This is a genomic window from Pararhodospirillum oryzae, from assembly GCF_007992075.1.
In the GTDB taxonomy this organism is placed as follows: Bacteria; Pseudomonadota; Alphaproteobacteria; order Rhodospirillales; family Rhodospirillaceae; genus Pararhodospirillum; species Pararhodospirillum oryzae.
The window spans coordinates 22729-47747 of sequence record NZ_BJZO01000003.1 but is presented as its reverse complement, the minus strand read 5'-3'; the positions used below and the strand labels follow the sequence as shown (position 1 = coordinate 47747).

The following is a 25019-nucleotide window of genomic DNA, read 5'->3' as shown; positions in this document are numbered from 1 at the left end:
TGCCCTTGTCCGCGTCAGCGGCGGACGCGCGGGCGCGGGCGGTAGGCCAGGGCCTCGGCCACGTGGATCCGCCCCACCGTGGGCGCTCCTTCCAGGTCGGCCAGGGTGCGCGCGACCCGCAGCACCCGGTGATAGGCCCGCGCCGACAGCCGCAGCCGCTCCGTGGCCTCGGCCAGCAGCGCGGCGCCGGCCGGGTCGGGGGTGGCCACCCGCAAGAGCGCGTCGCCCTCGGCCTGGCTGTTGGTGGCGATGCCCATCCCCTGGTAGCGCTCCGCCTGGCGGGCGCGGGCCGCCGCCACCCGGGCCGCCACCGGGGCCGAGGCCTCCCCCGGGGTCAGGCGGGCCAGATCCAAAGGCGGAACCGCCGGCACTTCAACCGTCAGGTCGATGCGATCAAGCAAAGGCCCCGACAGACGGCCCTGGTATTCCTCGGCGCAGCGCGGCGCCCGCGAACAGGCCTGGGCCGGGTCATCCAGCCAGCCACACCGGCACGGGTTCATGGCCGCGACCAGTTGGAAACGCGCGGGGTAGGTGACACTGAGGTTGGCCCGGCTCACCGTGACCCGCCCGGTTTCCAGGGGCTGGCGCAGGGCCTCCAGGGTCGGGCGCTGGAACTCGGGCAACTCGTCGAGGAACAAGACCCCGTGATGGGCCAGGCTGATCTCGCCCGGGCGCGCCCGCGCGCCGCCCCCGGTCAGGGCCGCCGTGGTCGCGGTGTGGTGGGGATCGCGAAAAGGCCGCCGGCGCAGCAGACGCCCGCCTTCCAGCAGGCCGGCCACGGAATGGATCATGCTGACTTCCAGCGCCTCGGCCGGGGCCAGGGGGGGCAGCAGGCCGGGCAGGCGCTGGGCCAGCATCGACTTGCCCGCGCCGGGCGGCCCGATCATCAGCAGGGCATGGCCGCCGGCGGCGGCGATTTCCAGGGCACGGCGCGCCGATTCCTGGCCGCGCACGTCGGCGAGATCGGGGACCCGGCCCGCCTCGGCCGCGATTTCCGGCTGGGGACGGCCCAGGACCTGGGTCCCCTTCAGGTGGTTGATCAGATCGAGAAGCCCCGAAGGCGCCAGGATTTCGTTCGCCCCGGCCCACGCCGCTTCCCCGCCTTGCGCCGCCGGGCAGATCAAGGCCCGCTCGGCCACCTGCGCCGCCAGCGCCGCCGGGAGCACGCCCCCCACCGAGGCAATCGACCCATCCAGCCCCAGTTCGCCCAGGGCCAGGAAACGCGCCATTTCCTCGGCGTCCAGCACCCCCATGCCGACCAGAAGCCCGAGCGCAATGGGCAGGTCGTAGTGGCTGCCTTCCTTGACCAGATCGGCCGGCGCCAGGTTGACCGTGATCCGCTTGGGCGGCAGGGCAAGCCCGATGGCGGCCAAGGCGCTGCGCACCCGTTCGCGGCTTTCCGCCACCGCCTTATCGGGCAGCCCGACCACGGTGAAGGCGGGCAATCCGCTGGTCATCGACACCTGGACCTCGACCGGCACGGTCTCGATCCCCTGGAAGGCCGTGGTGGCGATGCGCGCAATCATGGGCCGAACCGTTCCTGGATCGTTGTTCCTGCCCCGTTTATACGCCACCCGGTTGCAGGCGGTCACGCCCTAAAATCAAGACGACGGCGCTTCCAGCTGGGTGCGATACACCGCCACCGTGGCCGCGCCGATGGCCTCGGCTGAATACAGGGCCGTCACCCGCTCGCGGGCCGCCGCCCCCAACCGTCGCCGTCGCTCGGGATCGCCGGCCAGGGCCGCCAGGGCCTCGGCCAGGGCCCGGGGATCGTGGAGCGGCACCAGCACCCCGGTTTCGCCGTCCACCACCAGGTCGCGCGTGCCGGGCACGTCGGTGGCCACGGCCGGGCGCCCCGCCGCGCCGGCTTCCAGCAGCATCTTGGGCAGCCCTTCGCTGGTGCTGGGCAACACCGCGACGTGCGCCTGGGCCCAAACGGCGTTGATGTCCTCGCGCAGGCCCAGCCATTCCACCAAGCCCTGGGCCTGCCAGTCGCGCAACGTCGCCTCGGGCACGCTGGTCGGGTTGCCGGGGTCGGGGGCGCCCACGAGAACAACCCGCGCGTCCACCGATCGCGCCCGCAACAGCCGCGCCGCCTCGATCAGGTCCAGCAGGCCCTTTTCCCGGGTCATTCGCCCGACATAGGCGAACACCGGCGTGCCTTCCGGCTCGGGAGCGGGGTGGAACAGCTCCACGTCCACCCCCGACCCCGGCACCAGCACCGTGCGCTGATCCGCGACCAGCCCGCGCCCGACGAAATAGGCGCGATCATCGGTGTTTTGCACCATCAGGCGGCGACCGTTTCTGTTGACCACAAGCCGGAACAGCAGCGAAATCACCGGGCGCAGCATCCGCGCCTTCACGGTGTTCGCGCTGTAGACATACCCCATGCCGGCCACGGTCACCACCACCGGCGGCCGGCCGGCGAAGTCGGCGGCCAGGGCGCCGTGCACGGCGGGTTTCAGGGCCACGGCGTGGACCAGATCCGGGCGTTCGCGGCGCAGCAGGGCCACGACCCGGGCCAGCAACACCGCCTCGGTGAACGGGTTGGCGCCCTGGCGGTTCCAGGGCAGGGGGATGACCCGAAAACCCTCGGCCTCGATCGCCTCGCGGTAGGTGGAAACCCGGCAGGCCACCGCGACCTCGAACCCCGCCGCCCGGGCCGCGCGGGCCATGGGCCGACGGTGGCGCCAGAAGGCCCAGTCCTCGGTGACCAGGAACAACAGCCGGGGGCGGGGCTTGGTCATGGGAATCCTCTCCAGAGCATTTTCAGCCCAAATGACACCGTTTCGGCGGTCCGAAAATGCGAAAAATCAAAAAGCTAGAGCGCATCCGCCGATCCGTTTCGATCGGAATGCGCTCTAGCCAGGGAAAACCGCCCGAACGGGCAGGGTCAGGGGCAGCGGGCCCCGGCGCCGGGAAGAAGGGCGTAGGCGAGGGTGGGCCCCGGCCGTCCCGAAAGGGCAAGCGGGCCCGACACCACGCCCTGGTGCCCGCCGGCCAGTTCCCCGGGATCGAGCCCCAGGGCCCGGGCCAGCGCCTCGGGAGTGGGGGCGGGGGGGACGGCGGGATCCCACAGCACGACGCAATCGCCGGGCGGATCGCGCGGCGGCGGCACGAAAACCCGGGCCTGGGGATCGAGCGGGCGCACGAAGCGGCTGTCGGGAAACCAGGCGCGCAGGTTGGCGAGCGGCAGGGCATGCACCGAGGTCAGTTGCACCACCGTGCCCCCGGTGAAGCCGGCTCCGCGCAGACCGCGCGCGTAGTCGCCATAGGGCAACACGATGTTGCACTTGCCCGTGCACGTCGCCGCCGTGCGCCAGGTGAAATGAGCCAGGGCCACCGGCGCCGCGCCGGCCAGGGCGAGGCTCAGGGAAAGAAACAAGATCCGCTCGGCGCGCCCGGCCGGCGGCTGGCTGGCCAGGGCCACGACCAGGGGCACCATCGCCAAGCCCACCGGCAGCAGGTGATGGGCGCTGTAGCCCCGCGACTGGCCGATCAGGGCCACCCCGGCCAGCAGGCCCGCGTAAAGCGTGGGCATCAGCACGGCAAGGCGCCACGGCCAGGCTGCCTCGCCCTCGGGCCCCAGCACGAAGCGGCGTTGGGCGCGGATGCGCCGCGCCACCCCGGGCAGGAAAACAACCAGCGCCAACCCGGCCCCGGGCAGCAGCACGGAAAACCCGTGGGACAGCACGCTCAGCACGCCCGCCCCCACCCCGGCCGGCCAGGGCTGGGGCGCGCTCAAGCCCATCTTGGCCTGATAGAGGTGGGCGAACCCCTCGGGATGCAGCGCCAGCGCCCCGTACACCGGGCCGGCGACCAGGGCGGCGACCAGCCCGGCCAGCATCCCCTTCCAGCCCCAGATCGCGCGGCGCACCGGCTCCACGGCCAGGCCGGCCAGCCCCAGCGCCGCCAGCACGACAACGGCATTGTACTTGGTCAGCAAGGCCAGCCCGGCCACGAGCCCCAGCACGATGAAGCGCCCCGGCGTGGGGCGATCGGTGGCGGCGATCAGGGCCACGAGCGCGGCCAGCGCCCCCAGGGTGAGGAAGACGCTGTGCGACAGGTTCAACGAAACATAAAAGCCCTGATGAAGCAGGGTGAACGGCGCCAGCGTGCCCAAGGCGCGCACCAACGGGTCGGGCGACAGGCGCCGGGCCAGCGCCCCGGCCAGACCAGCCGTCGCGATCAGGGCCAGGGTGATGGGCAGGCGCACGGCCCACAACGTGGGGCCCAGGACCTGCTGGAAGGCCCACGAAATCCAGGCCACCAGCGGCGGGTTCAAGGCATCGTAGGCCAGGGCCAGGGTCTGGCCGTGCAACAGAAGCTCGGCGTCATCGTTGCGCCCGCCGGTCCAGGCGCCTCCTTGGATCAGCAGCGCGGTTACGGGCACCAGCACCGCCAGCGCCAGGGCCGCGCGCTCCATCCAAGCACCCGTGCCCGATCTCATGGGCGAACCAGGCGGGCGATGAAAAACCCATCCATGCCGCCCTCGGCCTCCAGATGGCAAGGCAGCAGGCGCACATCACCCTCGGGGGTGAGCATGGTGGCGTCCAGGCCGGCCTCGCCCGCCGTCACCGGGTTCCGGCGCACGGTGGGGTGACGGGCCAGCGCGGCTTCGATCCGGGGCGCGCCTTCCTCGGGCTGAAGGGAGCACACCCCGTAAATCAGCACGCCCCCGGGGGCCAGCAGGCGAATCGCGGTATCAAGCAAGGCATCCTGGGTTGGCGCCAGGGCGGCCGCGTCGCCCGGCCGTTTGCGCCAAGGCGCGTCGGGATGACGGCGCACGGTGCCGGTGGCACTGCAAGGGGCATCGACCAGCACCACGTCGAACAGGGCTTCGTCGGCGGGCGCCCAGGTGGTGGCATCGGCGCAGACCAGGGTCACGGCCTCGCCAAGATGGGTGCGGTCCAGGTTCTCGCGAACCCGGGCCAGCCGCGGCTCGGAGCGGTCCAGGGCCACGACCCGGGCCCCGGCGCTGGCCAGTTGCAAGGTCTTGCCGCCGGGCGCGGCGCACAGGTCCAGAACCCGGCGCCCGGCCACCGGACCGGCCAGCCGCACCGGCTGGGCGGCGGCGGTGTCTTGCACCCACCACTTGCCTTCGCGAAACCCGGGCAGGTCGGGAATGGCGCCCGAGGCCTTCAGGCGCACCGAGCCGGTGGGCAGCACCACGCCCCCCACCAGCTGGGCCAGGGCCTGGGCGTCGCCATCGGTCGGCGTCAGATCCAAGGGGGCCTCGCAGCTACTGGCGCGGGCCATGGCGGCGGCCGTTTCCGGGCCATAGGCCTCCACCCACGACTGGGCCAGCCAGGGCGGCAGGTCGGCGAAGGGATCGTCGATCTCGGCCAGACGCTGGGCACCCTCGCGCGCGATCTTGCGCAACACGGCGTTGATCAGCCCGGCATAGGGGTGCAACTGGCGCCGGCGCGCCGCCTCGACCGCCGTGGCCACGGCGGCATGGGCCGGCGTGCCCAAAAAGAGCATTTGCGCCGCCCCCAGGCGCAGCAGATGGCGGGCCCCCGAGGCCCGCTTGGGAAGCGGCTTGTCGAGAAAGCCCTTCAAGATACGGTCAAGCCGTCCCAGCCGGCGCAAGGTGGTGGCCACCAGCAGCCGGGCAAAGGCCCGGTCACGCGGCCCCAGGGCACGGGTGGGGGGATCGAAGGCATCGTCAAGCGGCCGGCCCTCGTCCAGGACGGCAGCCATGACGTCCAGGGCGGCGGCCCGGGTGGCGGTGGCGGTTTCTGTCATGGGGCCGGGTTGTACTCCGAGCGCGGGTTTCAGGCAAGAAGCGGCCAGAGCCGCTTGGGCAGACAAAGAGTGGTCCGGGCCGCCCGGTCGCGCGTGAACAGCCCCCGGCCCGCACGCCATGCGCTGACAGGCAAGACCCGCCTGTGCCATAGTGGCGCCGCGATCGATAAGGCGTCGCAACGAAAAGAGGGATCCCATGGTACGCCGGTTCTTGTTCCCCCTGGCGCTGCTGGTGGCGGCCTGCCACGGCCCGGCCCCCGACACACCCCCCGGCGCGTTCGACTCCCCCGACGAAACGGCGGGGATAGACCCCCTTCCCGTGGTCACGGTCCGCTTCGATTCGGCGCACTGGAATGGGAAAACCGTTCCCGCCGAGGGACGGTGCAAGGCCCTGGGGGGCACGGGCCGGACGCCGCCCCTGATCATTGGGGGAATCCCGACGGGAGCGCGAACGGTTCTGGTGGCCTTCAGCAAGCGCGGCGATTCCGACCTGGACGACGGCGGCCTGGGGGTGGTCGGCTGGACGCTTCCCCTGGGCGCCTCGTTGTTCGTCACGCCCCCGGTCCCCGGTCAAACCGAGTCCCTTCCGCCGGGAGCCTGGATCGAACGCTCCCACGGGGCCGCGCTCGGCCCCCGGGTGGGCTATCTCGGGCCCTGCTTTCCCGAAAGCGGCGCCGTGTACGAAGCGGACGTGAGGGTGATGGGCCCGACAGGCCAGGGAGAGCAAGGCGTGATGGCCCACGGCGTCATCAGCCTGGGGCAGGACTGACAGCCCGTTTATTCCAGGGAACGCAAATACGTGCGGGGGCGCGGACGCGGGCGCGGATGAGGGCGCACGCGCCGGCGGGGGCGGAAAACCACGCTCAAGACCAAACCCAGTCCGCCCATGGCCATCCAGGCGGGGCCATCGAGCAGCATCCGCAAGGCGGTCCCCCACTCGGCCGGTTGAGTGGGATCGAGGGAGGGCACGCCTCCCGACAGCAAAACCCAGATCTCGCGGGTGGACAGGCCGTCAGGCGACGCCCCTCCCAGGGCCAGCACCGCCTCTCCCGACGCCAGAAGGGCCGAAAGGGCCAGCAGGCCCCACCCAAAAAAGCGGGCAACAAACACGGCGAAACCGGCAAGCATGAGGGCCCTCCTCCCTGGCTGGACAGGCGTCTGATCCCAACGCGCCTTCCCTCAGCACGGATCCCGGACCGGGTTCCTTTCCCCGACCCATTTCACGGTCATCGGGATCCCTTTGTATCTATCCTTTTTTCGTTAAAGGAGCGTTGCACGGGGAAGCCTTGCTTCAGACCCGAGGGCAGGAAGTCTGTGTTTTTCGCATGAGGGCCCACAACGCCCGGCCCGGAGAACCGGACTCCAGAGTCCGTCGCCTTCGGATGGAAGCCGACAGACTCCGCATCTTTTTGTTTTAATTTGTCTTTTCGGGAAAAGCAGTGTCCACTTTTCCCTGATAAACTCTAGCGTCCCTGCTGGCTTCCCCGGCGCCCGTGCACGCATCGGGCAATGCCGGCCAGATCGGCCCGCGTGCCCACCGCCTCGAACCCGGTTTCGCTCAGCAGCGCCGCGACCGCGTCCGCCTGGCCTTGCCCCACTTCGACGGCCAGGTGTCCGCCCGGCGCCAGGCAGCGCGGCGCGTCGTGGGCCAGACGGCGATAAAAGTCCAGGCCATCCGCCCCGCCATCCAGGGCGCGGCGGGGATCGAAGCGGATCACCTCGGGATCCAGGGTTTCCAGGACCCCGGTGGGAATATAGGGCGGGTTGGACACGATCAGGTCCACCGGGCCGCGCACGGCCGCCAGCAAATCGGAAACCGCGAAGGCCACGCGGTCCCCAAGACCGGCCGCGCGGGCGTTGTCCCGCGCCGTGCGCGCCGCGCCCGGGGCAATGTCAAGGCCCAGCCCCTGCAGATCGGCCCGTTCGCTGAGCAGGGCCAGCACGATGCACCCCGTCCCCGTGCCCACGTCCACCACCCGCCCCATGCGTCCGTCGGCAAAGGCCGGGGGCAGCAGATCAAGGGCCAGTTGAACCAGGGTTTCGGTGTCGGGACGGGGATCCAGGGTATCGGGCGACAACGCCAGATCCAGGGTCCAGAACCCGCGCCGGCCGACCAGGCGTGACAAGGGTTCGCGCGCCGCGCGCCGCCGGGCCAGGGCATCCAGCGCCGCCGCCTGGGCCGGGTCCAGCATCCGGTCGGGATCGGCCAGCAAAGCCCCCGGCGCCACCTCCAGGACATGCGCGGCCAGCAAGCGGGCCTCGCGCCGGGGTCCTTCGATCCCGGCCGCCTTCAAGACCGCCGTTACCCGGGCCAGCACGGCCGGCAGCGGAACCCCGGGCAAGGGCGTCATGCCCCCAGCGTCGCGAGGCGCGCCGCCTGATCCTCGGCGATCAGGGGATCGATCACCTCGTCGAGCGCCGTTCCCGCCAGAACCTCGGGCAGACGGTGCAAGGTGAGCCCGATCCGGTGATCCGTCACCCGTCCTTGCGGGAAGTTGTAGGTGCGAATGCGCTCCGAACGATCGCCCGACCCCACCTGTGTCTTGCGCGCCGCCGCCCGCGCGTCGTCGGCCTGCTGGCGGGCATGGTCGTACAGGCGCGCGCGCAGCATGCGCATGGCCTTGGCCTTGTTCTTGTGCTGCGATTTTTCATCCTGGCATTGCACCACCACGCCCGAAGGCAAGTGGGTGATGCGCACGGCGCTGTCGGTGGTGTTGACGTGCTGACCGCCGGCCCCTTGCGAGCGGTAGGTATCCACGCGCAGATCCTTTTCATCGATCTGCACGTCCACTTCCTCGGCCTCGGGCAGCACGGCCACGGTCGCGGCCGAGGTGTGAATGCGTCCGCCCGCCTCGGTCACCGGCACCCGCTGCACCCGGTGCACGCCGGATTCGTACTTCAGGCGGGCATACACCCCCTTGCCGGAGATCGAGGCGCTGGCTTCCTTCATGCCCCCCAGATCGTTTTCCGAGGCGTCCAGCACCTCGAAGCGCCAGCCCCGTTCCTGGGCATAGCGGTTGTACATGCGCAAAAGATCGCCCGCGAACAAGGCGGCCTCGTCGCCCCCCGTGCCCGCGCGCACTTCCAGGATCACGCCCCGGTCGTCGGCCTCGTCGCGCGGCAGCAGCTTCAGGCGCACGTCTTGCTCCAGGCCCGGCAACACCTGATCAAGCCGCTCGATCTCCTCGCGGGCAAGGGCGCGCAGATCGGGGTCTTCCAGCATCGCCTCGGCCTCGGCCCGCTCGGCGCGGGCGCGGGTGAGTTCGGCCACCGCCTCGACCACCGGGGTCAGGTCGGACAGCTCGCGCGACAAGCGCACGAATTCCTCGCCGCCCCCGTGACTGCGGGCCAGCAGGGCGTGCAGCTCGTCGTGCCGGGCCACCACCCGGGCCAGGTTGTCCTCCAGGCTCATGGACTGGTTCCCTTCTCGGAGTTCTCTTCGTCGGCCTCGGCGTCCAGCGCGAACAAACGGCGCAACATGGCCTCGGCGCGATCCTTGGTTGCGGTATCGCCCTCGGCGGCCATGGCGCGCAGCGCGGCCGAGGGCGCGTGCAAGAGCCGCCCCACCAGCAGCCGCGTGGCCTTTTCGGCATCGTCGGGGGCTTCGTCCAACGCGCGGCGCCGCTCGACATCGAACAGGGCGCGCAACGACATGATCGCCGGCACCGCGCGCCGTTCGGCCCGCTGGCGCGCGAACGCCTGCACGGCGTCCTCCACCATGAGCGAGGCGGCCCGGGCCGCCTCGTCGCGGTTGGCGCGCCCCCGTTCGGCCACGCCTTCGAGGTCGGCGAGATCGTAGACAAAAGCGGATTCCAGGCGTTCCACGGCCGGCTCGATCGCCCCCAGCACCGTGACATCGACCAGGAACATTGGCCGGTTGCGCCGCCGGCGCAAGGCAAGGCGGACGGCTTCCTCGGAGAGGGTATGCGAACACCCGTTGACCGCCACCAGCACGATTTCGGAATCCGCCAGCAGATCCATCAGCCGGTCGTGCCCGGCGACCAGTCCGCCCAGGCGGGTGGCCACCGCTTCCGCGCGCAGCCGGCGCGGGCTGCACACCACCAGCCGCCCCACCCCGGCGGCCAGCAGCTGCTCGGCCATCAGCTCGCCCATTTCCTGCGTGCCCAGCAACAGCAGCCGGCACGTTGACAGATCGCCGTGCAGATCGCGCGCCACCTGCACCGCCGCCGCCGCCAGGCTCACCGGCCCTTCGGCCAGGGGGGTTTCGGCCCGGGCCCGCTTGGCGCTGGCGTAGGCGGCCTGCAACACGCTTTCAAGCGCCGATCCGGCCACGCCCGCGTCCCGGGCCAGCCGGTGAGCGGCCTTGACCTGCCCCAGCACGTGCGGCTCGCCAACCACCTGGCTTTCCAGCGAGGCCGCGATGCGAAACAGATGGCGGATCGCCTCGATCCCGCGCACATCAACCATGTGACCCGCGAGCGCGGTTTCGTCCACCCCGGTGGCCTGGGCCAGGGCGCCCAGGATCTGGCCCCGCACCGCCTGGGGATCCGCCCCGTGGGCCATGATCTCGACCCGATCGCACGTTGAAAGCACCAGGACATCGCTCAGGCCCTGCTGGCGCAGGCGGGTCAGCAAGGCCATCGCGGCCGGATCATCCATGGTGATGCGGTCACGCAAGGCCAGCGGGGTGATCTTCTGGTTCACCCCGATCATCAGATAGCCCTCGATGCCGGTGCCGGCCTCGTCGCTCACCGCCCGCGTCTCCCGCCTAGTGGCCGCGCGCCCGACCGCCCGGAGGTCCCAGGAGTCCGATACGTGTTGAAAGGGCGGCCACGGGTCATGAATCCTTAAGGGAACGGGCAGGGGACGGACATCGTCCCCCGCGAACGCTGGCGCGGCGATTCAGCCAAAGGGGACCCGATACCATCCCGGTACCCCGCCTGTCCACAAAACGCGCGCGTCGCGTCCCCCAAAGCGCCCGCCACGGCTTGCCGGATGCAAGCGGACGGGATTACTGTTGATCCCTTGCCTGTTTTGGTGTCGACGTCCGCCCCCTGTCGGAGTTTCTGTGCGGTGAGATACGTAAGCACTCGGGGCCGCGCGCCCGTTTTGTCGTTCGATGATGTCCTGCTGGCCGGCCTGGCCGAGGATGGCGGCCTGTACGTGCCCAGCCACTGGCCCACCTTCACCGCCGACGACCTGCGCGACATGCGCGGCCTGACCTACCAGGAGCTGGCGGTGCGCGTGATGGGCCCCTTCGTGGCCGCCGTGCTCACCGACGACGAACTGGCCCAGATCGTGGAAACCGCCTACAGCGGCTTTACCCACCCCGCCATCGCCCCCTTGCGCCAGATCGGCCCCGAGGACTGGGTCATGGAGCTGTTCCACGGCCCCACCCTGGCCTTCAAGGATTACGCCCTTCAGGTCGTGGGCGGCCTGTTCGACCTGATCTTGGCCCGGCGCGGCGAGCGCGTCACCGTGGTGGGCGCCACCAGCGGCGACACCGGCAGCGCCGCCATCGCCGCCCTGGCCGACCGCGCCGCCGTCGATGTGGTCATCTTGCTGCCCAAGGGCCGGGTGTCCGAGGTCCAGCGCCGCCAGATGACCACCGTCGAAAGCCCCAACGTCAAGGTCGTGGCCGTCGAGGGTACGTTTGACGACTGCCAGGCCCTGGTCAAGGCCCTGTTCTCCGACACCGCCTTTCGCGACGAGGTCGGCCTGGCCGCGGTCAATTCCATCAACTGGGCCCGGGTCATGGCCCAGACCGTCTATTACATGTGGGCGGGCCTGCACCTGGGGGCACCCGAGCGTGCCATGGGCTTCGCCGTGCCCACCGGCAACTTCGGCAACGTCCTGGCCGGCTGGGTCGCCCGCCAGATGGGCCTGCCGGTCGAACGCCTGGTGGTCGGCTCCAACCGCAACGACATCCTGACCCGCTTCCTCGAAACCGGCACCATGGCCCGGCGCACCGTCGAGCAAAGCCTGAGCCCGTCCATGGACATCCAGGTCTCCAGCAACTTCGAGCGCCTGCTGTTCGAAATGATGGAACGCGACGGCGCCCAGGTCGAAGAGCTGATGGCCCGCTTCGCCGAAACCGGCGCCTACAGCGTGCCCGACGCCTTGCACCAGGAACTGCTGGGCCTGTTTCGGGGCTACCGCCTGGACGATCCCGGCACCGTGCAGGCGATCGCCGATCTTCATGCCACCACCGGCGAAATCCTTGATCCGCACAGCGCCATCGGCGTGATGGCGGGACGCGAGGCCGGGCACCGCGACGTGGGCACGCCCATGGTCGCCCTGGCCACCGCCCACCCGGCCAAGTTCCCCGACGTGGTGGAACGCGCGATCGGCGTGCGCCCGGCCCTGCCGCCCGCGCTGGCCGACCTGATGACCCGGCCGGAACGGCTGGTCGAGCTGCCCAATGACCTGGGCGCGGTCAAGGAGCTGGTGCGCGCGCACCGGCAAGGAGCTTCCGCATGATCAAGGAAGACGTCCGCGTCACCACCTTGCCCAGTGGCCTGGTGGTCGCGACCGACAAGGTGGCCACGGTCGAAAGCGTGACCCTGGGGGCCTGGGTGGCCACCGGCACGCGCCACGAAAGCCCGGCCGTCAACGGCGTGTCGCACCTTCTGGAGCACATGGCGTTCAAGGGCACGGGCCGGCGCAATGCCCGCGAGATCGCCGAGGAAATCGAGGCCGTGGGCGGTCATCTGAACGCCTACACCAGCCGCGACAACACGGCCTACTATGCCCGGGTGCTGCGCTACGATACCGACCTCGCCTTGGATATCCTGGGCGATATCCTGCAAAACTCGGTGTTCGATGCCGAGGAACTGGGCCGCGAGCGCGAAGTGGTGGTTCAGGAAATCCACCAGGCGATCGATACCCCCGACGACATCATCTTCGATTATTTCCAGGAAGCGGCCTTCCCCGGCCAAGCCCTGGGCCGTCCGGTGCTGGGCACTGTGTCGGTGGTGCGCAGCCTGACCCGCGAAACCATCGATGGCTACCTGCGCTCGACCTACGCCCCCGGGCGCATGGTGGTGGCGGCCTCGGGCAACATTGAGCACGACGCCTTCGTCGAGGCGGTCGGCCGTCATTTCTCGCAGTTGCCCGACGGCGGCCCGGTGGCCGAGGAACCGGGGCGCTACGCCGGGGGCGCCTACCGCGAGGACCGCGACCTGGAACAGGTGCACCTGGTGGTGGGGTTCGAGGGGATCTCGAACCTGGATGACGACTACTATCCCCTGTCGATCCTGGCCACGCTGCACGGGGGCGGCATGTCGTCGCGCCTGTTCCAGGAAATCCGCGAAAAGCGGGGCCTGGCCTACTCGGTGTACAGCTTCACCGCCAGCTACCAGGATACCGGCCTGTATGGCATCTACGCCGGCACCGGCGAGGAAGAGATCGCCGAGCTGATCCCGGTGCTGTGCGACGAAACCCTGGCGGTGGGGGTTGGCGTCACCCCCGAGGAAGTCAACCGGGCCCGCGCCCAGTTGAAGGCCAGCTTGCTGATGTCGATGGAAAGCACCTCGTCGCGCTGCGAACATCTGGCGCGCCAGATCCAGGTGCACGGGCGGCCGATCTCGATCACCGAAACCATCGAAAAGCTCGACGCCGTGACCCCCGACGAGGTGATCGCCTGCGCCCGGCGCCTGCTGGCCACGCCGCCCACCGTCGCGGTGATTGGCCCGCTGTCGAAAGTGGAAAGCAACGAAGCCCTGATCGCGCGCTTGCGGCCTTGAACCAGCGGGGCCGCGCGAACACGGCCCCTTCGCGCAAGGCAACACCCTAAAATAGGGGGCGGGGCACGGCTCCGCCCTTTTTTCGTGTTTTTTCAACGGGAACCCCGAGCCATGACCGCGCCCCCAACCCTTATGCTCGTGGATGGCTCCGGATACATTTTCCGGGCCTACCACAGCTTGCCGCCGATGAGCCGGCCCGACGGCACCCCGGTAAACGCGGTGTATGGCTTCACCACCATGCTGTTGAAGCTGCTGGCCGACATGAAGGCCACCCACCTGGCCGTGCTGTTCGACGCCGGGCGCCACACCTTTCGCAACGAGATTTATCCCGCCTACAAGGCCCAGCGCCCCGATCCGCCCGCCGACCTGATCCCCCAGTTTCCGCTGATCCGCGAGGCGGTGCGGGCGTTCAACGTGCCGTGCCTGGAACGCGAGGGCCTGGAGGCGGACGACCTGATCGCCACCTATGCCGCCCGCGCCCGCGCTACCGGGGCCCAGGTGGTGATCGTGTCGTCGGACAAGGACCTGATGCAGCTGGTCCGCGACGGGGTGTCGCTGCTCGACCCCATGAAGAACCGCGCCATCGGACCCGACGAAGTGCGCGAGAAATTCGGCGTGGACCCCGACAAGGTGGTGGATGTCCAGGCCCTGGCCGGCGATCCGGTGGATAACGTGCCCGGCGTGCCCGGGATCGGGGTGAAGACCGCCGCCCAGCTGATCACCACCTACGGCGATCTGGAAACCCTGCTGGCCCGCGCGGGCGAGATTCCCCAGCCCAAGCGCCGCCAGTCGCTGCTGGAGCACGCCGACAACGCCCGCCTGTCGCGCCGGCTCGTGACGTTGCGCGACGACGTGGAGGTCAGCGAAACCCTGGAGGATTTCGCGCTGGGCGCCCCCGATCCGGGGGTGGTGCGCTCCTTCCTGACCGAAAACGGCTTTCGCTCGCTGCTGAAAAGGGTGGAGGCAACCCTGGACACCGCCCCCGACCCGGCCAGCCCCGACACTCCGGCGGCGGTTGCCCAGGGCGTGGAAAGCGTGCCCGACGATTACCACCTGGTCACCACCTTGGAAGACCTGGATGCCTGGATCGCCGAGGCCCACGCCAGTGGCGTGGTGGCGGTGGACACGGAAACGAATTCGCTCAAGGCCCGCCATGCCACCTTGGTCGGCGTGTCGCTGGCGCCCCGTCCGGGCCGGGCCTGCTACATCCCCTTTGCCCATCGGGCGCCCAAGACCGAGGGCCTGGACCTGGAGGGCGAGGGCGCCGGCGCGGCCGTGACCAACATTGAAGACAAAGACAAGGCCCTGGCCCGCCTCGGCGCCCTCCTTGCCGACCCCTCGGTGCTGAAGGTCGGCCACAACATCAAGTTCGATCTGCATGTGCTGGCGGGCGCCGGCCTCGATACCGTGACCCCGCTGGACGACACCATGGTGCTGTCGTTCGTGATCGATGGCAGCCGCCACGGCCACGGCATGGACGAGCTGGCCCAGCGCCACCTGGGGCGCACGACGATCCCCTTCGAAGCGGTGTGCGGCAAGGGCAAGAACCAGATCACCTTCGATCTGGTGCCCCTGGATCAGGCCGTGCGCTACGCCGCCGAGGACGCCGACGTGACCTTGCGCCTGCACGTGGTCTTGCGCCAAGCCCTGCTGGCGGCGCGGCTGGTGCGGGTGTACGAAACCCTGGACCGGCCGATGATCCCGATCCTGGCCAGGATGGAACAAACCGGCGTGGTGGTGGATGCCGTGCGCCTGAAAACCCTCTCAGGGGAATTCGCGCGGCGCATGGCCGACCTTGAAACCGAAATCCACGCCCTGGCCGGCCGGCCCTTCAACGTGGCCAGCCCCAAGCAGCTGGGCGAAGTGCTGTTCGACGACATGGGCCTGCCCGGCGGCAAGCGCAGCAGCAAGACCGGGGCGTGGTCCACCGATGCCCAGGTGCTGGACACCCTGGCCGGGGAAGGGCACGCCCTGCCGGCGCTGGTGCTGGACTGGCGCCAGTACGCCAAGCTGAAAAGCACCTACACCGATGCCCTGGTCGAGGACATCGACCGCGCCACGGGGCGGGTGCACACCACCTACAGCCTGAGCGTGACCACCACCGGCCGGCTGTCGTCCAACGACCCGAATTTGCAAAACATCCCGATTCGCTCGGAAGACGGGCGCAAGATCCGGGAAGCCTTCGTGGCCCCTCCCGGCTTTTGCCTGATGAGCGCCGACTACTCGCAAATCGAGCTGCGCCTGGTGGCCCACGTCGCCGCCATCCGCGCCTTGCGCGAGGCCTTCGCCCAGGGCCAGGATATCCACGCGATCACCGCCGCCCAGGTGTTTGGCGTGCCGCTGGAGGGCATGGACCCGATGGTGCGCCGCCGGGCCAAGGCCATCAACTTTGGCATCCTGTACGGCATCAGCGCCCATGGGCTCGCGGTTCAGCTCGGCATTTCGCGGGGCGAGGCGGGCGCCTTCATCGCCGCCTACATGGCCCGCTTCCCCGAAATCCAGACCTTCATGGAAACGATCAAGGAGCAGGCCCGGGCCCAGGGCTTCGTGGAAACGCCCTTTGGCCGGCGCATCCCCATTCCCGGAATCAACGACCGCAACCCCGCCGCCCGCGCCTTCGCCGAGCGCCAGGCGATCAACGCCCCGATCCAGGGGGGCGCCGCCGACATCATCAAGCGGGCCATGATCCGCCTGCCCGATGCCCTGAGCGAGGCCGGCCTGGGGGCGCGCCTGTTGCTTCAGGTGCACGACGAACTGGTTTTGGAAGTCCCCGAAGCCGAGATCGACGCCACCCGCGACACCGTGCGCCGGGTGATGAGCACCACCGTCGCCCTGACCGACGCCCAGGGCGTGACCACCGTCCCCCTGGACGTGGACGTGGGCGTGGGCCCCTCGTGGGCGGAAGCGCATTAAGAAGGCTGGGGAGGCACGGCCTCCCCAGACCAAGGCGGCGGGAGTGCCCTGGCCCGTGCCATGGGCTTCAGGTCATGCCTTATTGTGGAGTCGAGAAGTCAAAGTTCCCAAAATGGGAACGTTCTCATTGATCAAAAACTTGGGAACGCCTATATCTCCGATGCGGTCGTCCGGGGCTTCGTTTCGATGCACGTTATCAAGCGCAAGGCATTGATTGATTTTTGGGAGCGCCCCGGATGCGAGGATGCCCAGCCAGCCCTGGAAGCGTGGTATCGGGAAGCAAAGACAGCGCACTGGAATGATCCCGCTGACATAAAATCCAAATACGGAACAGCAAGCACCCTGAAAGGGGGGCGCGTCGTTTTCAATATAAGGGGAAACAAATACAGGCTTATCGTCGAAATTAATTATAAAAGCGGTGTTGTCTATATCAGGTTTATTGGTACCCACAGGGAGTATGACGATATAGATGCGGAGCTTATCAAATGAACATGACCATTCGGCTTATCAAAAATCCCGAGGATTACGAAGCAGCCCTTGAACGTATCGATCGGTTGATGGAGGCGGAGCCCGGCACTCCCGAAGGGGACGAGCTGGAACTTCTCGCAACCTTGATCGAGATGTACGAGGACAAGGCTTTCCCCATCGGGCTGCCCAGCGTGGCTGAAGCGATCGCGTTTCGCATGGACCAGATGAATTTGCGCCCCCGCGACCTTGTGCCCTACATCGGCAGTGCCGCCCGGGTGTCGGAAGTCCTGGCGGGGAAGCGCCCCTTGACCCTGAAAATGGCTCGCGCCCTCCACAGTGGATTGGGCATCCCTGCCGAGGTTTTTCTTCAAAAAGAGGGGGCCGAATTCCCCCAGGAAACGCCCGCCATCGAGTGGTCGAAGTTCCCGGTTGCCGCCATGCGCAAGGCCGGATGGTTCGACGGCTTCGAGGGAACCGTGCATGAAGCCAGGGAGTGCGCCGAGGAACTGATCCGAGGATTGTTCGAGCGGGCCAGCCCGGGCAGCCTGCGCCCCGCTTGGCTGCGTCAAATCATCCGCAGTGGCGCCGAGATGGACCGCTACGCGCTGTCCGCCTGGCAAGCGCGGGTCATGGAGCTGTCAAACAAAAAACCACTCTCTTGTGCCTACCGGCCGGGGACGGTCACGGTCGATTTTATCCGAAGAGCCGTTCAATTAAGTTACCTGGATGAAGGACCTCGGCAGGTTCAGGATTTTCTTGGAAAAAGTGGCATTCATTTTGTGGTGCTTCATCGCCTGCCGCGTACTCACTTGGATGGGGCCGCGATGTGGGCAGCCGATGGGAACCCCTTGATCGCCTTAACCGTGCGGCACGACAGAATCGATAACTTTTGGTTCTGTCTCGCTCACGAATTGGCCCACGTCGGGTTGCATCTGGATGGAAACGGCGGCGACCCGTTCTTCGATGACCTCGACCTTAACGGAGACGGGCTCGACAGCATCGAGCAAGCCGCCGATGACATGGCCCGGGATGCCTTGATCGATGAACACACATGGCGGTCATCGACAGCCTTCCAGACGGGATGCCCCAACGATATCAAAGTTCTTGCCAGTTCCTTGCAAATCCATCCGGCCATCGTGGCAGGACGGTTCCGATACGAGAAAAAAGACTATCGCGCCCTAACCCATCTGGTCGGGCACAAGGAAATCAGGAAGCACTTTCCAGACGCGGAAAAAGGAGTTTAAGGCGCAAGAATCGGTTGTTCCTCCCGCCTCCCTTATCCCCCGCTGCCCGTCTCCGCCTCGCGGGTCCACAGCGCCCCCTTGAGCCGGCCCACGAACGCGGCGTGGGCTTCCAGTTCCTCGGGGGTGGGGGCGTGGGGGCGGGCAGGGCGGAAGGGGCGCTCGATCGCCACCCGCTCACCCGCGCCCTGGCGGTCCTCGCTCGCGGCCAGGGCCAGGCCGGGCTCGCGGCCGCCCACCAGTTCCAGATACACCTGGGCCAGCAGCAACACGTCGATCAGCGCCCCGTGCTTCTCGCGCGAGCTGGTGTCGATGCCAAAGCGTCGGCACAGGGCATCCAGGCTGGCCGGCGAGCCGGGGAACCGGGTCTGGGCCATGCGCAAGGTGTCGATGGCCCGTTCGCGGGGCAGGGGAGGCCGGCCCAGGCGGGCCAGCTCGGCGTTCAGGAACTTCATGTCGAACGCCGCGTTGTGGATAATCAGCGGCGCGTCGCCAATGAATTCCAGGAACTCGTCCACCACCTCGGCGAACAGGGGTTTGTCGGCCAGGAACGCCGCCGACAGGCCATGAACCCGAAAGGCTTCCTCGGGCATGTCGCGTTCGGGGTTGACGTACAGGTGCAGTTCCTGCCCGCTGGGCAGGTGATTGATCAGCTCAATGCAGCCGATTTCCACCAGCCGGTCCCCGGTTGCCGGGTCCAGGCCGGTGGTTTCCGTATCCAGAACGATTTCACGCATGGGGACGAACGGTCCTTGTCAGGCGGCGCCGGCTGGGGCACGCGGGGCCCTGGCGCATGTGTTGAAGCACCCGGCGCAGTGCCACCCAGGCCGGACGATGGCCCAGGCCGGTGGGAATCAGGGCGTCGGCGTTGGCGCGCTTGAACGCCTCGGTCGTTTGCAACGATCGCACATGGGCCAGGGTACTTGCCGTCATCCCCGGCCGCGCCAGCACCCGAAGCGTGCGCAGGACCTCGGGCGCCCACACCACCGCCACCCGGTCGCAGCGGGTTTCCCCCTTGGTTTCAAACAGCAAGGGGATATCCAGCACCACCACCGGGCGGCGCGCGCGCGCCTGCCGGGCCAGGAAGGCGCGCTCGGCGGCCCGCACCAGGGGATGAACGATGCTTTCCAGGCGGCGCAGTTGGGAGGGATTGCCAAACACCAGCCGCCCCAGCGCCTTGCGATCAATGCCCCCGGTCGCGTCGGCCACGGTGGGAAAGGCGGCCAGGATGGGCCGCACCGCCGGCCCGCCCGGGCGCATCAGGGCGTGCACCACCGCGTCGGCATTGTGCACCGGGCAGCCCAGGCGCCGGGCCATGGCCGCCGTGGTGGTCTTGCCCATGCCGATGGATCCGGTGAGCCCCAGCACCCGCACGCGGCGGCTTCGCCGCGCCAGCCGGTCGAGCAGGGCGGCCCGGCTCATCGGTCCTCCAGCACCGCGCGACGCAAGGCATCGTCCACGGAGGGCGCGACTCCAAACCAGGCTTCGAACCCCGGCCGGGCCTGGTGCAACAGCATGCCCAGGCCATCGACCGCCGGATTGCCCCGGGCGCGGGCCCAGGCGAGCAGCGGCGTTTCCAGGGGCGTGTACACGATATCGGTAACCAGCGCGGAGGCGGGCAGGGCCTCCAGATCGACCTGAAGCGGCGGGTGGCCCACCATGCCCAGGGTGGTGGTGTTGACCACCAGGGCCGCGTTCGCCGCCTCGGGGGGCAAGGCGTCCCAGTCCACCACCCGGACGCGGGCCGCCAGCTCGGGCGCCACCCCGGCCAGGGCCAGGCGCAGGGCCTCGGCCCGCTCGCGGGTGCGGTTGCCCAGGATCACCGCCGGGCAGCCGGCTTCCAGCAGCGCCACCACCACGGCGCGGGCCGCGCCGCCGGCCCCGATCACCAGGGCCGGGCCCTGGTTCGCGCGCCATGCCGGTGCTTCCTGTTCCAGGTTGGCGAGAAAGCCGAAGCCGTCGGTGTTATCCCCAAGCAGACGGCCATCCTCTTGAACGATCAAGGTGTTGACCGCGCCAATGCGCCGGGCGCGATCGGTGAGCAGGTCGGCGGCGGCAAAGGCGGTTTCCTTGTGGGGCACCGTGACGTTGGCGCCGGCCAGGCCCAGGGCGGGCAGGGCGCGCAGGCCTTGCATCGCGCTTTCCGGTCGCAGGGCCAACGGCACGTAGGCGCCATCCACGCCATGCCGGGCCAGCCAGAAGCCATGCACCCGGGGCGAACGCGAATGGGCCACCGGCCAGCCCAGGACGGCGGCCACGCGGGCTTTTCCCGAAATCATGTCGGCAGGACTCCCAAGGTGCGCAGGGCCGCGAGCACGGGCAGCAGCGGCAGGCCCTGAATGGCAAAGACATCCCCCTGCACGCGCTCGAACAGCGCGATGCCCCGCCCCTCGATTTCATACCCCCCGGCGCAGCCCAGGAATCCGTCGTCGGGATCGGCCAGATAGGCCTCGCGCACGGCGTCGGAAAAGGCGCGCATCACCAGATGGCACGGTTCGACGTGCGACCACAGGGGAACGCCATTTTGAACCAGAACCACCGCGCTCAGCAATTTGTGATCGCGACCGCGCAGCCGGTCAAGCTGCGCGCGCGCGGCCTCGCGCGTTCCGGGCTTGTCCAGCCAATGGCCCTCCAGGTCGGCGATCTGGTCGGCGCCCAGAATCAGGGCCCCGGGTTCCAAGGTGGACACCGCCCGCGCCTTGGCGGTGGCCAGGGCCAGGGCGGCGGCCGAAGCCTCCACCCCGTCGGCGCGCAGCATGGCCTTCATCGTTTCCTCGACCCCGGCCGGGGCCACCACGCGAAACGGCACGCCAGCCGCCGCCAGAAGCCGCGCGCGCGTCGGGCTTCCCGAGGCCAGCACCAGGTCGGGAGCGGCGTTCCCGGGCGTCGTGGCGGGCGTCACAGGCCGGTTTCCCCGCGCATCATGGCGAGGCGCTGCATGATGGTGGCCGCCACTTCCTCGATCGAGCGCCGGGTGACATCAATCACCAGCCAGCCCATGCGGGTATAGAGGCGCCGCGCCGCCGTGACCTCGCGCTCGACCGCTTCCAGGTCGGCGTAGGTGGTATCGCGTTCCTCGTTCATGATCCGAAGGCGGTTGCGCCGGATGTCGGAAAGGCTGCGCGGATCGCGGGTCAGGCCCACCACCAGCGGCCCCTTCAGATCGAGAAGAACCTGGGGGGGATCGATTTCGGGCACCAACGGCACGTTGGCCGCGCGGATTCCCTTGTTGGCCAGGAACATGCAAGTCGGTGTCTTCGAGGTACGCGACACCCCCACCACGACCACGTCGGCCTCGCTCAACCGGTCCAGGGCCTGGCCGTCGTCCAGGGCCAAGGTGAACTGCATGGCGTCGATGCGATCGAAGTAGCCTTCGTCGAGGGTGTGTTGAAGCCCGGGCTGGCGATGGGCCTTGGAGTGGGACAGCCGCGCCAGGGCCTCCATCACCGGGTCCAGGAGCGAGAGCACCGGCACGCCCAGCTCGCGGCAGCGTTCTTCCAGGGCCTGGCGAATGGCCGGATCAACCATGGTGAACACAACCAGCCCGGGATGGCGGCCAATGCCTTCCATCAGACGGTCCACCTGTCCTTGCGTGCGCACCAACCACCACCGGTGTTGGATGATCGGCACCCCATCGAATTGAACCAGACAGGCGCGCATGACGCTGGTCAGGGTCTCGCCCGTCGCGTCGGAAACCAGGTGCACGTGATAGGGCGTCTCGTTCAAGGGGGGATCTCCACGGGTCGGGATAACGGGAAAAACCTGTCATAGCGCATCCGCCCTGTGGAAAACAGGGGACAACGGGGATAACCCGGCCCCGGACGGCAGGGCCTTGAAAACCATCCCCTTCCTTCCCCTCGCCCGTCCTTTTTCGTGCACAAGGGGACAACCGATTCCACCCCCGGGGGGATATCCTGAAAAATGGGCATGACGAGTCTTCCTCCCCATTGTTCACGCGGGGGTTATACCCGCTTTTCCACCATTAATATCAATGTGTTATGACAATTATCCCCTCTTTTTCGCACTGTTATCCACAAGGAGGCGGGATAACCCGGGACTCTGTGGATAAATTCGCCCGTTACGGGGATCCCCACGTTTCCGATGCCCAACAGCCACTTCCTCTTCTTTCCTTTTTCCCTTCACTTGGTTTAAGGAGGGACACCGGGATCGATGGCGCGGCCATCAACCGGCCGTATCAAGGGCTGCCAACGAGGGAGAAGCGATCCGTGACCGAGGCATCCAAACCAAAAAAGACGTTCTTGCGTGTCCTGGCCGGCGAGACCGTTTCTCCGCCGCCGGTGTGGCTGATGCGCCAGGCCGGTCGCTACCTGCCCGAATATCGCGCCACGCGTGAGCAGGCGGGGGGGTTCCTTGACCTGTGCTACACGCCCGATCTGGCGGTCGAGGTCACCTTGCAGCCTCTGCGTCGCTACAATTTCGACGCGGCGATTTTGTTTTCAGACATTCTGGTGCTGCCCCATGCGCTGGGCCGCTCGGTGTCGTTCAAGCAGGGCGAAGGCCCGGTGCTCGATGCCCTTCGCGAGGACGGCGACGTTGACACCTTGTCCCTGGACGGCCTGACCGACCGTCTGGCGCCGGTGCTGGCCACCGTGAGCGGTCTCGCCCGCTCCATTCCCGAAACCACGTCCCTGATCGGTTTCGCGGGCGCTCCGTGGACGGTGGCGACCTACATGCTCGAAGGCGGCTCCAGCAAGGACTTCGCCGAGGCCAAGTCGTGGATGTTCGGCCGTCCGGCCGCGTTTGCCCGCCTGATGGACACCCTGGTCGAAGCCACCACCCGCTACCTGATCGCCCAGATCGACGCGGGCGCCGAGGCGATCCAGCTGTTCGATACCTGGGCCGGCGTGCTGCCCGAGACCTATTTCCGCCAGTGGGTCATCGGCCCGATTGGCGAAATCACCCGGCGCATCCACAAGGAACGCCCGGGCGTGCCCGTCATCGGCTTCCCCAAGGGGGCCGCGATGATGTACGAGGAGTTCGTCAAGGAAACCGGTGTCGATGGCGTCGGCCTGGATGCCAGCGTGCCCGTGAGCTGGGCCGCCAAGACGTTGCAACCGCACTGCGCGGTCCAGGGCAACCTGGATCCCCTTCTGGTTGTCGCGGGCGGCGAAGCCATGGAAAAGAGCATCCGCGAGATTCGGTTGGCCCTTGAAAACGGTCCCTTTATTTTCAACCTTGGTCATGGGATCGTGCCCCCGACGCCCCCGGAAAACGTCGCTCGCCTGATGGAACTGGTGCGACGCCCCTTGTAACCGGGATCCGAGTACCGGCACCCGGTCCGCCAAGGCCGGAACGAAAGAAGGGAATTCGCCGGCATGGCGCGCGTAGCCGTGGTATTGTTCAACCTGGGCGGCCCGAACAGCCTGGAGGCGGTTCGGCCGTTCTTGTTCAACCTGTTCAATGATCCGGCGATCATGAACGTGCCGGGGCCGATCCGCTATGCCCTGGCGAAAGTGATCTCGTGGCGGCGGGCGCCCATCGCGCGCGATATCTACGCGCGGCTGGGGGGGCACTCGCCGCTGCTGGAGCAAACCCAGATCCAGGCCGAAGCCCTGGAAAGCCTGCTGGCCGAACGCGGGCACGATGTGCACTGCTTCGTGGCCATGCGCTACTGGGAGCCGTTCATCAGCGAGGCGGTGGCCCGGGTTCAGGCGATGAACCCGGATCACCTGATCTTGCTGCCGTTGTATCCACAGTTTTCGGGAACAACGGCGGGATCGTCGCTCGCGCAATGGGCCGAGGAGGCCCAAAAAGCGGGTCTGGAGGTGCCAACCAACCGGATCTGCTGCTACCCCACCGAACCCGGGCTGGTCGCCGCCATGGCGGAACTGACGGCCGTGCGCGTGGCGCAGGCGCGCCGGGTGGGCGAGCCGGTGGTGCTGTTCTCGGCCCATGGCCTGCCGCGCAAGATCATAGAGGCTGGCGACCCCTACCAAAAACAGGTCGAGGAAACGGTGGCGGCGGTGGTGGACCGGCTGGGCGCCCCCACCATCGAGGCCCGCTTGTGTTTTCAAAGCCGGGTGGGACCAATGGAGTGGATTGGTCCCAGCACCGAGGACGAAATTACCCGGGCCGGCGCGGCCGGGCGGCCGGTGGTGGTGGTGCCCGTGGCGTTCGTGTCCGAGCACTCGGAAACCCTGGTCGAGCTGGATCTGGAGTATGCCCACCTCGCAAGTCACAAGGGCGTGCCCTTGTACCTGAGGGTTCCCACGGTGGGCCGGCATCCCGCGTTCATCGGCGGGCTGGCCGATCTGGTTGAACGGGCGGTCCGGGTCAAGGACGGCCCCAGCACGCATATCAACCGCCGGATATGCGATACGGTGTGTCGGCGCTGCCCCAACCGGCCAACGGCCGCCTGAGGGGAGCTACAAGGAACAAGGCCATGCTTTCGTTTGGGACAGATTTGTATTTATGGGTCAAGGCGCTTCACGTGATTGCCGTGATCACGTGGATGGCCGGGCTGTTCTACCTGCCGCGTTTGTTTGTGTACCATGCGACCGAACCGGTCGGCTCGCCCACCTCGGAAAAGTTCAAGGTCATGGAACGGCGCCTGGTCAAGGCGATCATGAACCCGTCGTTGGTGGTCGTGGCCGTGACCGGCCCCTTGCTGATGGGCGACTGGCTGAGCGATGGCTGGCTGCACCTCAAGCTGCTGATGGTCGCGGGCATGATTTTGATGCACGTGTACTATGTGCGCTGGCAAAAGGATTTCGCCGAGGACCGCAACACGCGTCCGCACGTGTTTTATCGCTACGCCAACGAAGTTCCGACGGTTCTGATGCTCGTCATTGTTCCGTTGGTCATCCTTAAGCCGCAGCTTTAAGGTGCGTCGCTCCAGTCCCGCCCCGGCGCACCAGGGGGCGGGATTTCGGAGCGGCGGCCCGGGGATCCCTGCTCATAGGCGTTGACGGACCGCAGGCAC

22 protein-coding genes are annotated in these 25019 nt (G+C 68.4%); 9 read left to right on the top strand and 13 right to left on the bottom strand.

The window, feature by feature from the left end:
- Nucleotides 1–14: 14 nt before the first annotated feature.
- From ROR02_RS01015 to ROR02_RS01000, 4 genes are all read right to left on the bottom strand, one after another.
- Complete coding sequence (locus ROR02_RS01015; RefSeq protein ID WP_147162140.1) at nucleotides 15–1526, bottom strand: YifB family Mg chelatase-like AAA ATPase; 1512 nt, start codon at nucleotides 1524–1526, stop codon at nucleotides 15–17.
- 75 nt (nucleotides 1527–1601) lie between these two features.
- Nucleotides 1602–2747 carry a glycosyltransferase family 4 protein gene (locus ROR02_RS01010; RefSeq protein WP_147162139.1) on the bottom strand — a complete coding sequence of 382 codons (1146 nt, stop codon included), beginning with the start codon at nucleotides 2745–2747 and terminating at the stop codon, nucleotides 1602–1604.
- A 146-nt stretch (nucleotides 2748–2893) separates the two neighbouring features.
- On the bottom strand, nucleotides 2894–4426 hold the full coding sequence (locus tag ROR02_RS01005; RefSeq protein ID WP_170244901.1) for a glycosyltransferase family 39 protein: 1533 nt from the start codon (nucleotides 4424–4426) through the stop codon (nucleotides 2894–2896).
- A gap of 20 nt (nucleotides 4427–4446) precedes the next feature.
- Nucleotides 4447–5748: an RsmB/NOP family class I SAM-dependent RNA methyltransferase gene (locus ROR02_RS01000; RefSeq protein WP_147162137.1), complete on the bottom strand. Its 1302-nt coding sequence runs from the start codon at nucleotides 5746–5748 to the stop codon at nucleotides 4447–4449.
- Nucleotides 5749–5944: 196 nt separating this feature from the next.
- Between ROR02_RS01000 and ROR02_RS00995 the strand changes: the two genes are divergently transcribed.
- Nucleotides 5945–6517, top strand: coding sequence for a hypothetical protein (locus ROR02_RS00995; RefSeq protein WP_147162136.1), 573 nt, complete (start codon nucleotides 5945–5947; stop codon nucleotides 6515–6517).
- 8 nt (nucleotides 6518–6525) lie between these two features.
- Here ROR02_RS00995 and ROR02_RS00990 read toward each other — a convergent pair whose 3' ends face one another.
- The 4 genes from ROR02_RS00990 to hemA all read right to left on the bottom strand — a co-directional run bounded on the left by ROR02_RS00990 (nucleotide 6526) and on the right by hemA (nucleotide 10461).
- Entirely contained in the window at nucleotides 6526–6876 is a 351-nt protein-coding gene (locus ROR02_RS00990; RefSeq protein ID WP_147162135.1) for a hypothetical protein, read from the bottom strand.
- A gap of 335 nt (nucleotides 6877–7211) precedes the next feature.
- Nucleotides 7212–8099: a peptide chain release factor N(5)-glutamine methyltransferase gene (prmC, locus tag ROR02_RS00985; protein WP_147162134.1), complete on the bottom strand. Its 888-nt coding sequence runs from the start codon at nucleotides 8097–8099 to the stop codon at nucleotides 7212–7214.
- A complete protein-coding gene (gene prfA, locus ROR02_RS00980; RefSeq protein WP_147162133.1) occupies nucleotides 8096–9160 on the bottom strand; it encodes a peptide chain release factor 1 in 1065 nt (354 codons plus the stop codon). The genes prmC and prfA overlap by 4 nt, the downstream gene beginning before the upstream one ends.
- Nucleotides 9157–10461 carry a glutamyl-tRNA reductase gene (hemA, locus tag ROR02_RS00975; RefSeq protein ID WP_246135333.1) on the bottom strand — a complete coding sequence of 435 codons (1305 nt, stop codon included), beginning with the start codon at nucleotides 10459–10461 and terminating at the stop codon, nucleotides 9157–9159. The genes prfA and hemA overlap by 4 nt, the downstream gene beginning before the upstream one ends.
- A 321-nt stretch (nucleotides 10462–10782) precedes the next feature.
- Between hemA and thrC the strand changes: the two genes are divergently transcribed.
- The 5 genes from thrC to ROR02_RS17025 all read left to right on the top strand — a co-directional run bounded on the left by thrC (nucleotide 10783) and on the right by ROR02_RS17025 (nucleotide 18079).
- The gene (gene thrC, locus ROR02_RS00970; protein ID WP_147162132.1) at nucleotides 10783–12189 is read left to right on the top strand and encodes a threonine synthase; all 1407 of its coding nucleotides are present in this window, start codon (nucleotides 10783–10785) and stop codon (nucleotides 12187–12189) included.
- Nucleotides 12186–13454: a M16 family metallopeptidase gene (locus ROR02_RS00965; RefSeq protein WP_246135332.1), complete on the top strand. Its 1269-nt coding sequence runs from the start codon at nucleotides 12186–12188 to the stop codon at nucleotides 13452–13454. Before thrC ends, ROR02_RS00965 begins: the two co-directional genes overlap by 4 nt.
- A 111-nt stretch (nucleotides 13455–13565) precedes the next feature.
- Nucleotides 13566–16367, top strand: coding sequence for a DNA polymerase I (polA, locus tag ROR02_RS00960; RefSeq protein WP_147162131.1), 2802 nt, complete (start codon nucleotides 13566–13568; stop codon nucleotides 16365–16367).
- Nucleotides 16368–16553: 186 nt separating this feature from the next.
- Nucleotides 16554–16856, top strand: coding sequence for a type II toxin-antitoxin system HigB family toxin (locus ROR02_RS00955; RefSeq protein WP_147162130.1), 303 nt, complete (start codon nucleotides 16554–16556; stop codon nucleotides 16854–16856).
- The gene (locus tag ROR02_RS17025; protein ID WP_147162129.1) at nucleotides 16853–18079 is read left to right on the top strand and encodes a transcriptional regulator; all 1227 of its coding nucleotides are present in this window, start codon (nucleotides 16853–16855) and stop codon (nucleotides 18077–18079) included. Before ROR02_RS00955 ends, ROR02_RS17025 begins: the two co-directional genes overlap by 4 nt.
- A gap of 32 nt (nucleotides 18080–18111) precedes the next feature.
- On the opposite strand, the gene dnaQ is transcribed toward ROR02_RS17025, so the two are convergent.
- The 5 genes from dnaQ to ROR02_RS00925 are packed head-to-tail and all read right to left on the bottom strand — an operon-like array spanning nucleotide 18112 to nucleotide 21802.
- Nucleotides 18112–18813 carry a DNA polymerase III subunit epsilon gene (gene dnaQ / locus ROR02_RS00945; RefSeq protein WP_147162128.1) on the bottom strand — a complete coding sequence of 234 codons (702 nt, stop codon included), beginning with the start codon at nucleotides 18811–18813 and terminating at the stop codon, nucleotides 18112–18114.
- Complete coding sequence (gene coaE, locus ROR02_RS00940) at nucleotides 18806–19498, bottom strand: dephospho-CoA kinase (RefSeq protein WP_147162127.1); 693 nt, start codon at nucleotides 19496–19498, stop codon at nucleotides 18806–18808. The genes dnaQ and coaE overlap by 8 nt, the downstream gene beginning before the upstream one ends.
- Nucleotides 19495–20355 carry a shikimate dehydrogenase gene (locus ROR02_RS00935; protein WP_147162126.1) on the bottom strand — a complete coding sequence of 287 codons (861 nt, stop codon included), beginning with the start codon at nucleotides 20353–20355 and terminating at the stop codon, nucleotides 19495–19497. The genes coaE and ROR02_RS00935 overlap by 4 nt, the downstream gene beginning before the upstream one ends.
- Nucleotides 20352–20978 (bottom strand): Maf family protein, encoded by a 627-nt coding sequence (locus ROR02_RS00930; RefSeq protein WP_147162125.1) that lies wholly within the window; start codon nucleotides 20976–20978, stop codon nucleotides 20352–20354. Before ROR02_RS00930 ends, ROR02_RS00935 begins: the two co-directional genes overlap by 4 nt.
- Nucleotides 20975–21802 carry a pyruvate, water dikinase regulatory protein gene (locus tag ROR02_RS00925; protein ID WP_147162124.1) on the bottom strand — a complete coding sequence of 276 codons (828 nt, stop codon included), beginning with the start codon at nucleotides 21800–21802 and terminating at the stop codon, nucleotides 20975–20977. The genes ROR02_RS00930 and ROR02_RS00925 overlap by 4 nt, the downstream gene beginning before the upstream one ends.
- Nucleotides 21803–22302: 500 nt before the next feature.
- Here ROR02_RS00925 and hemE point away from each other — a divergent pair, with 500 nt between their 5' ends.
- The 3 genes from hemE to hemJ all read left to right on the top strand — a co-directional run bounded on the left by hemE (nucleotide 22303) and on the right by hemJ (nucleotide 24920).
- The gene (hemE, locus tag ROR02_RS00920) at nucleotides 22303–23349 is read left to right on the top strand and encodes a uroporphyrinogen decarboxylase (RefSeq protein ID WP_147162123.1); all 1047 of its coding nucleotides are present in this window, start codon (nucleotides 22303–22305) and stop codon (nucleotides 23347–23349) included.
- A gap of 63 nt (nucleotides 23350–23412) precedes the next feature.
- On the top strand, nucleotides 23413–24456 hold the full coding sequence (hemH, locus tag ROR02_RS00915) for a ferrochelatase (RefSeq protein ID WP_147162122.1): 1044 nt from the start codon (nucleotides 23413–23415) through the stop codon (nucleotides 24454–24456).
- 23 nt (nucleotides 24457–24479) lie between these two features.
- Complete coding sequence (hemJ, locus tag ROR02_RS00910; protein ID WP_147162121.1) at nucleotides 24480–24920, top strand: protoporphyrinogen oxidase HemJ; 441 nt, start codon at nucleotides 24480–24482, stop codon at nucleotides 24918–24920.
- Nucleotides 24921–25019 lie beyond the last annotated feature (99 nt).

Excerpts from the sequence above, each read along its gene's own strand:
- ROR02_RS01015 (WP_147162140.1), bottom strand. The coding sequence starts at position 1,526 with ATGATTGCGCGCATCGCCACCACGGCCTTCCAGGGGATCGAGACCGTG.
- ROR02_RS01010 (WP_147162139.1), bottom strand. The coding sequence starts at position 2,747 with ATGACCAAGCCCCGCCCCCGGCTGTTGTTCCTGGTCACCGAGGACTGG.
- ROR02_RS01005 (WP_170244901.1), bottom strand. The coding sequence starts at position 4,426 with ATGGAGCGCGCGGCCCTGGCGCTGGCGGTGCTGGTGCCCGTAACCGCG.
- ROR02_RS01000 (WP_147162137.1), bottom strand. The coding sequence starts at position 5,748 with ATGACAGAAACCGCCACCGCCACCCGGGCCGCCGCCCTGGACGTCATG.
- ROR02_RS00995 (WP_147162136.1), top strand. The coding sequence starts at position 5,945 with ATGGTACGCCGGTTCTTGTTCCCCCTGGCGCTGCTGGTGGCGGCCTGC.
- ROR02_RS00990 (WP_147162135.1), bottom strand. The coding sequence starts at position 6,876 with ATGCTTGCCGGTTTCGCCGTGTTTGTTGCCCGCTTTTTTGGGTGGGGC.
- prmC (WP_147162134.1), bottom strand. The coding sequence starts at position 8,099 with ATGACGCCCTTGCCCGGGGTTCCGCTGCCGGCCGTGCTGGCCCGGGTA.
- prfA (WP_147162133.1), bottom strand. The coding sequence starts at position 9,160 with ATGAGCCTGGAGGACAACCTGGCCCGGGTGGTGGCCCGGCACGACGAG.
- ROR02_RS00965 (WP_246135332.1), top strand. The coding sequence starts at position 12,186 with ATGATCAAGGAAGACGTCCGCGTCACCACCTTGCCCAGTGGCCTGGTG.
- polA (WP_147162131.1), top strand. The coding sequence starts at position 13,566 with ATGACCGCGCCCCCAACCCTTATGCTCGTGGATGGCTCCGGATACATT.
- ROR02_RS00955 (WP_147162130.1), top strand. The coding sequence starts at position 16,554 with ATGCACGTTATCAAGCGCAAGGCATTGATTGATTTTTGGGAGCGCCCC.
- ROR02_RS17025 (WP_147162129.1), top strand. The coding sequence starts at position 16,853 with ATGAACATGACCATTCGGCTTATCAAAAATCCCGAGGATTACGAAGCA.
- dnaQ (WP_147162128.1), bottom strand. The coding sequence starts at position 18,813 with ATGCGTGAAATCGTTCTGGATACGGAAACCACCGGCCTGGACCCGGCA.
- coaE (WP_147162127.1), bottom strand. The coding sequence starts at position 19,498 with ATGAGCCGGGCCGCCCTGCTCGACCGGCTGGCGCGGCGAAGCCGCCGC.
- ROR02_RS00935 (WP_147162126.1), bottom strand. The coding sequence starts at position 20,355 with ATGATTTCGGGAAAAGCCCGCGTGGCCGCCGTCCTGGGCTGGCCGGTG.
- hemH (WP_147162122.1), top strand. The coding sequence starts at position 23,413 with ATGGCGCGCGTAGCCGTGGTATTGTTCAACCTGGGCGGCCCGAACAGC.
- hemJ (WP_147162121.1), top strand. The coding sequence starts at position 24,480 with ATGCTTTCGTTTGGGACAGATTTGTATTTATGGGTCAAGGCGCTTCAC.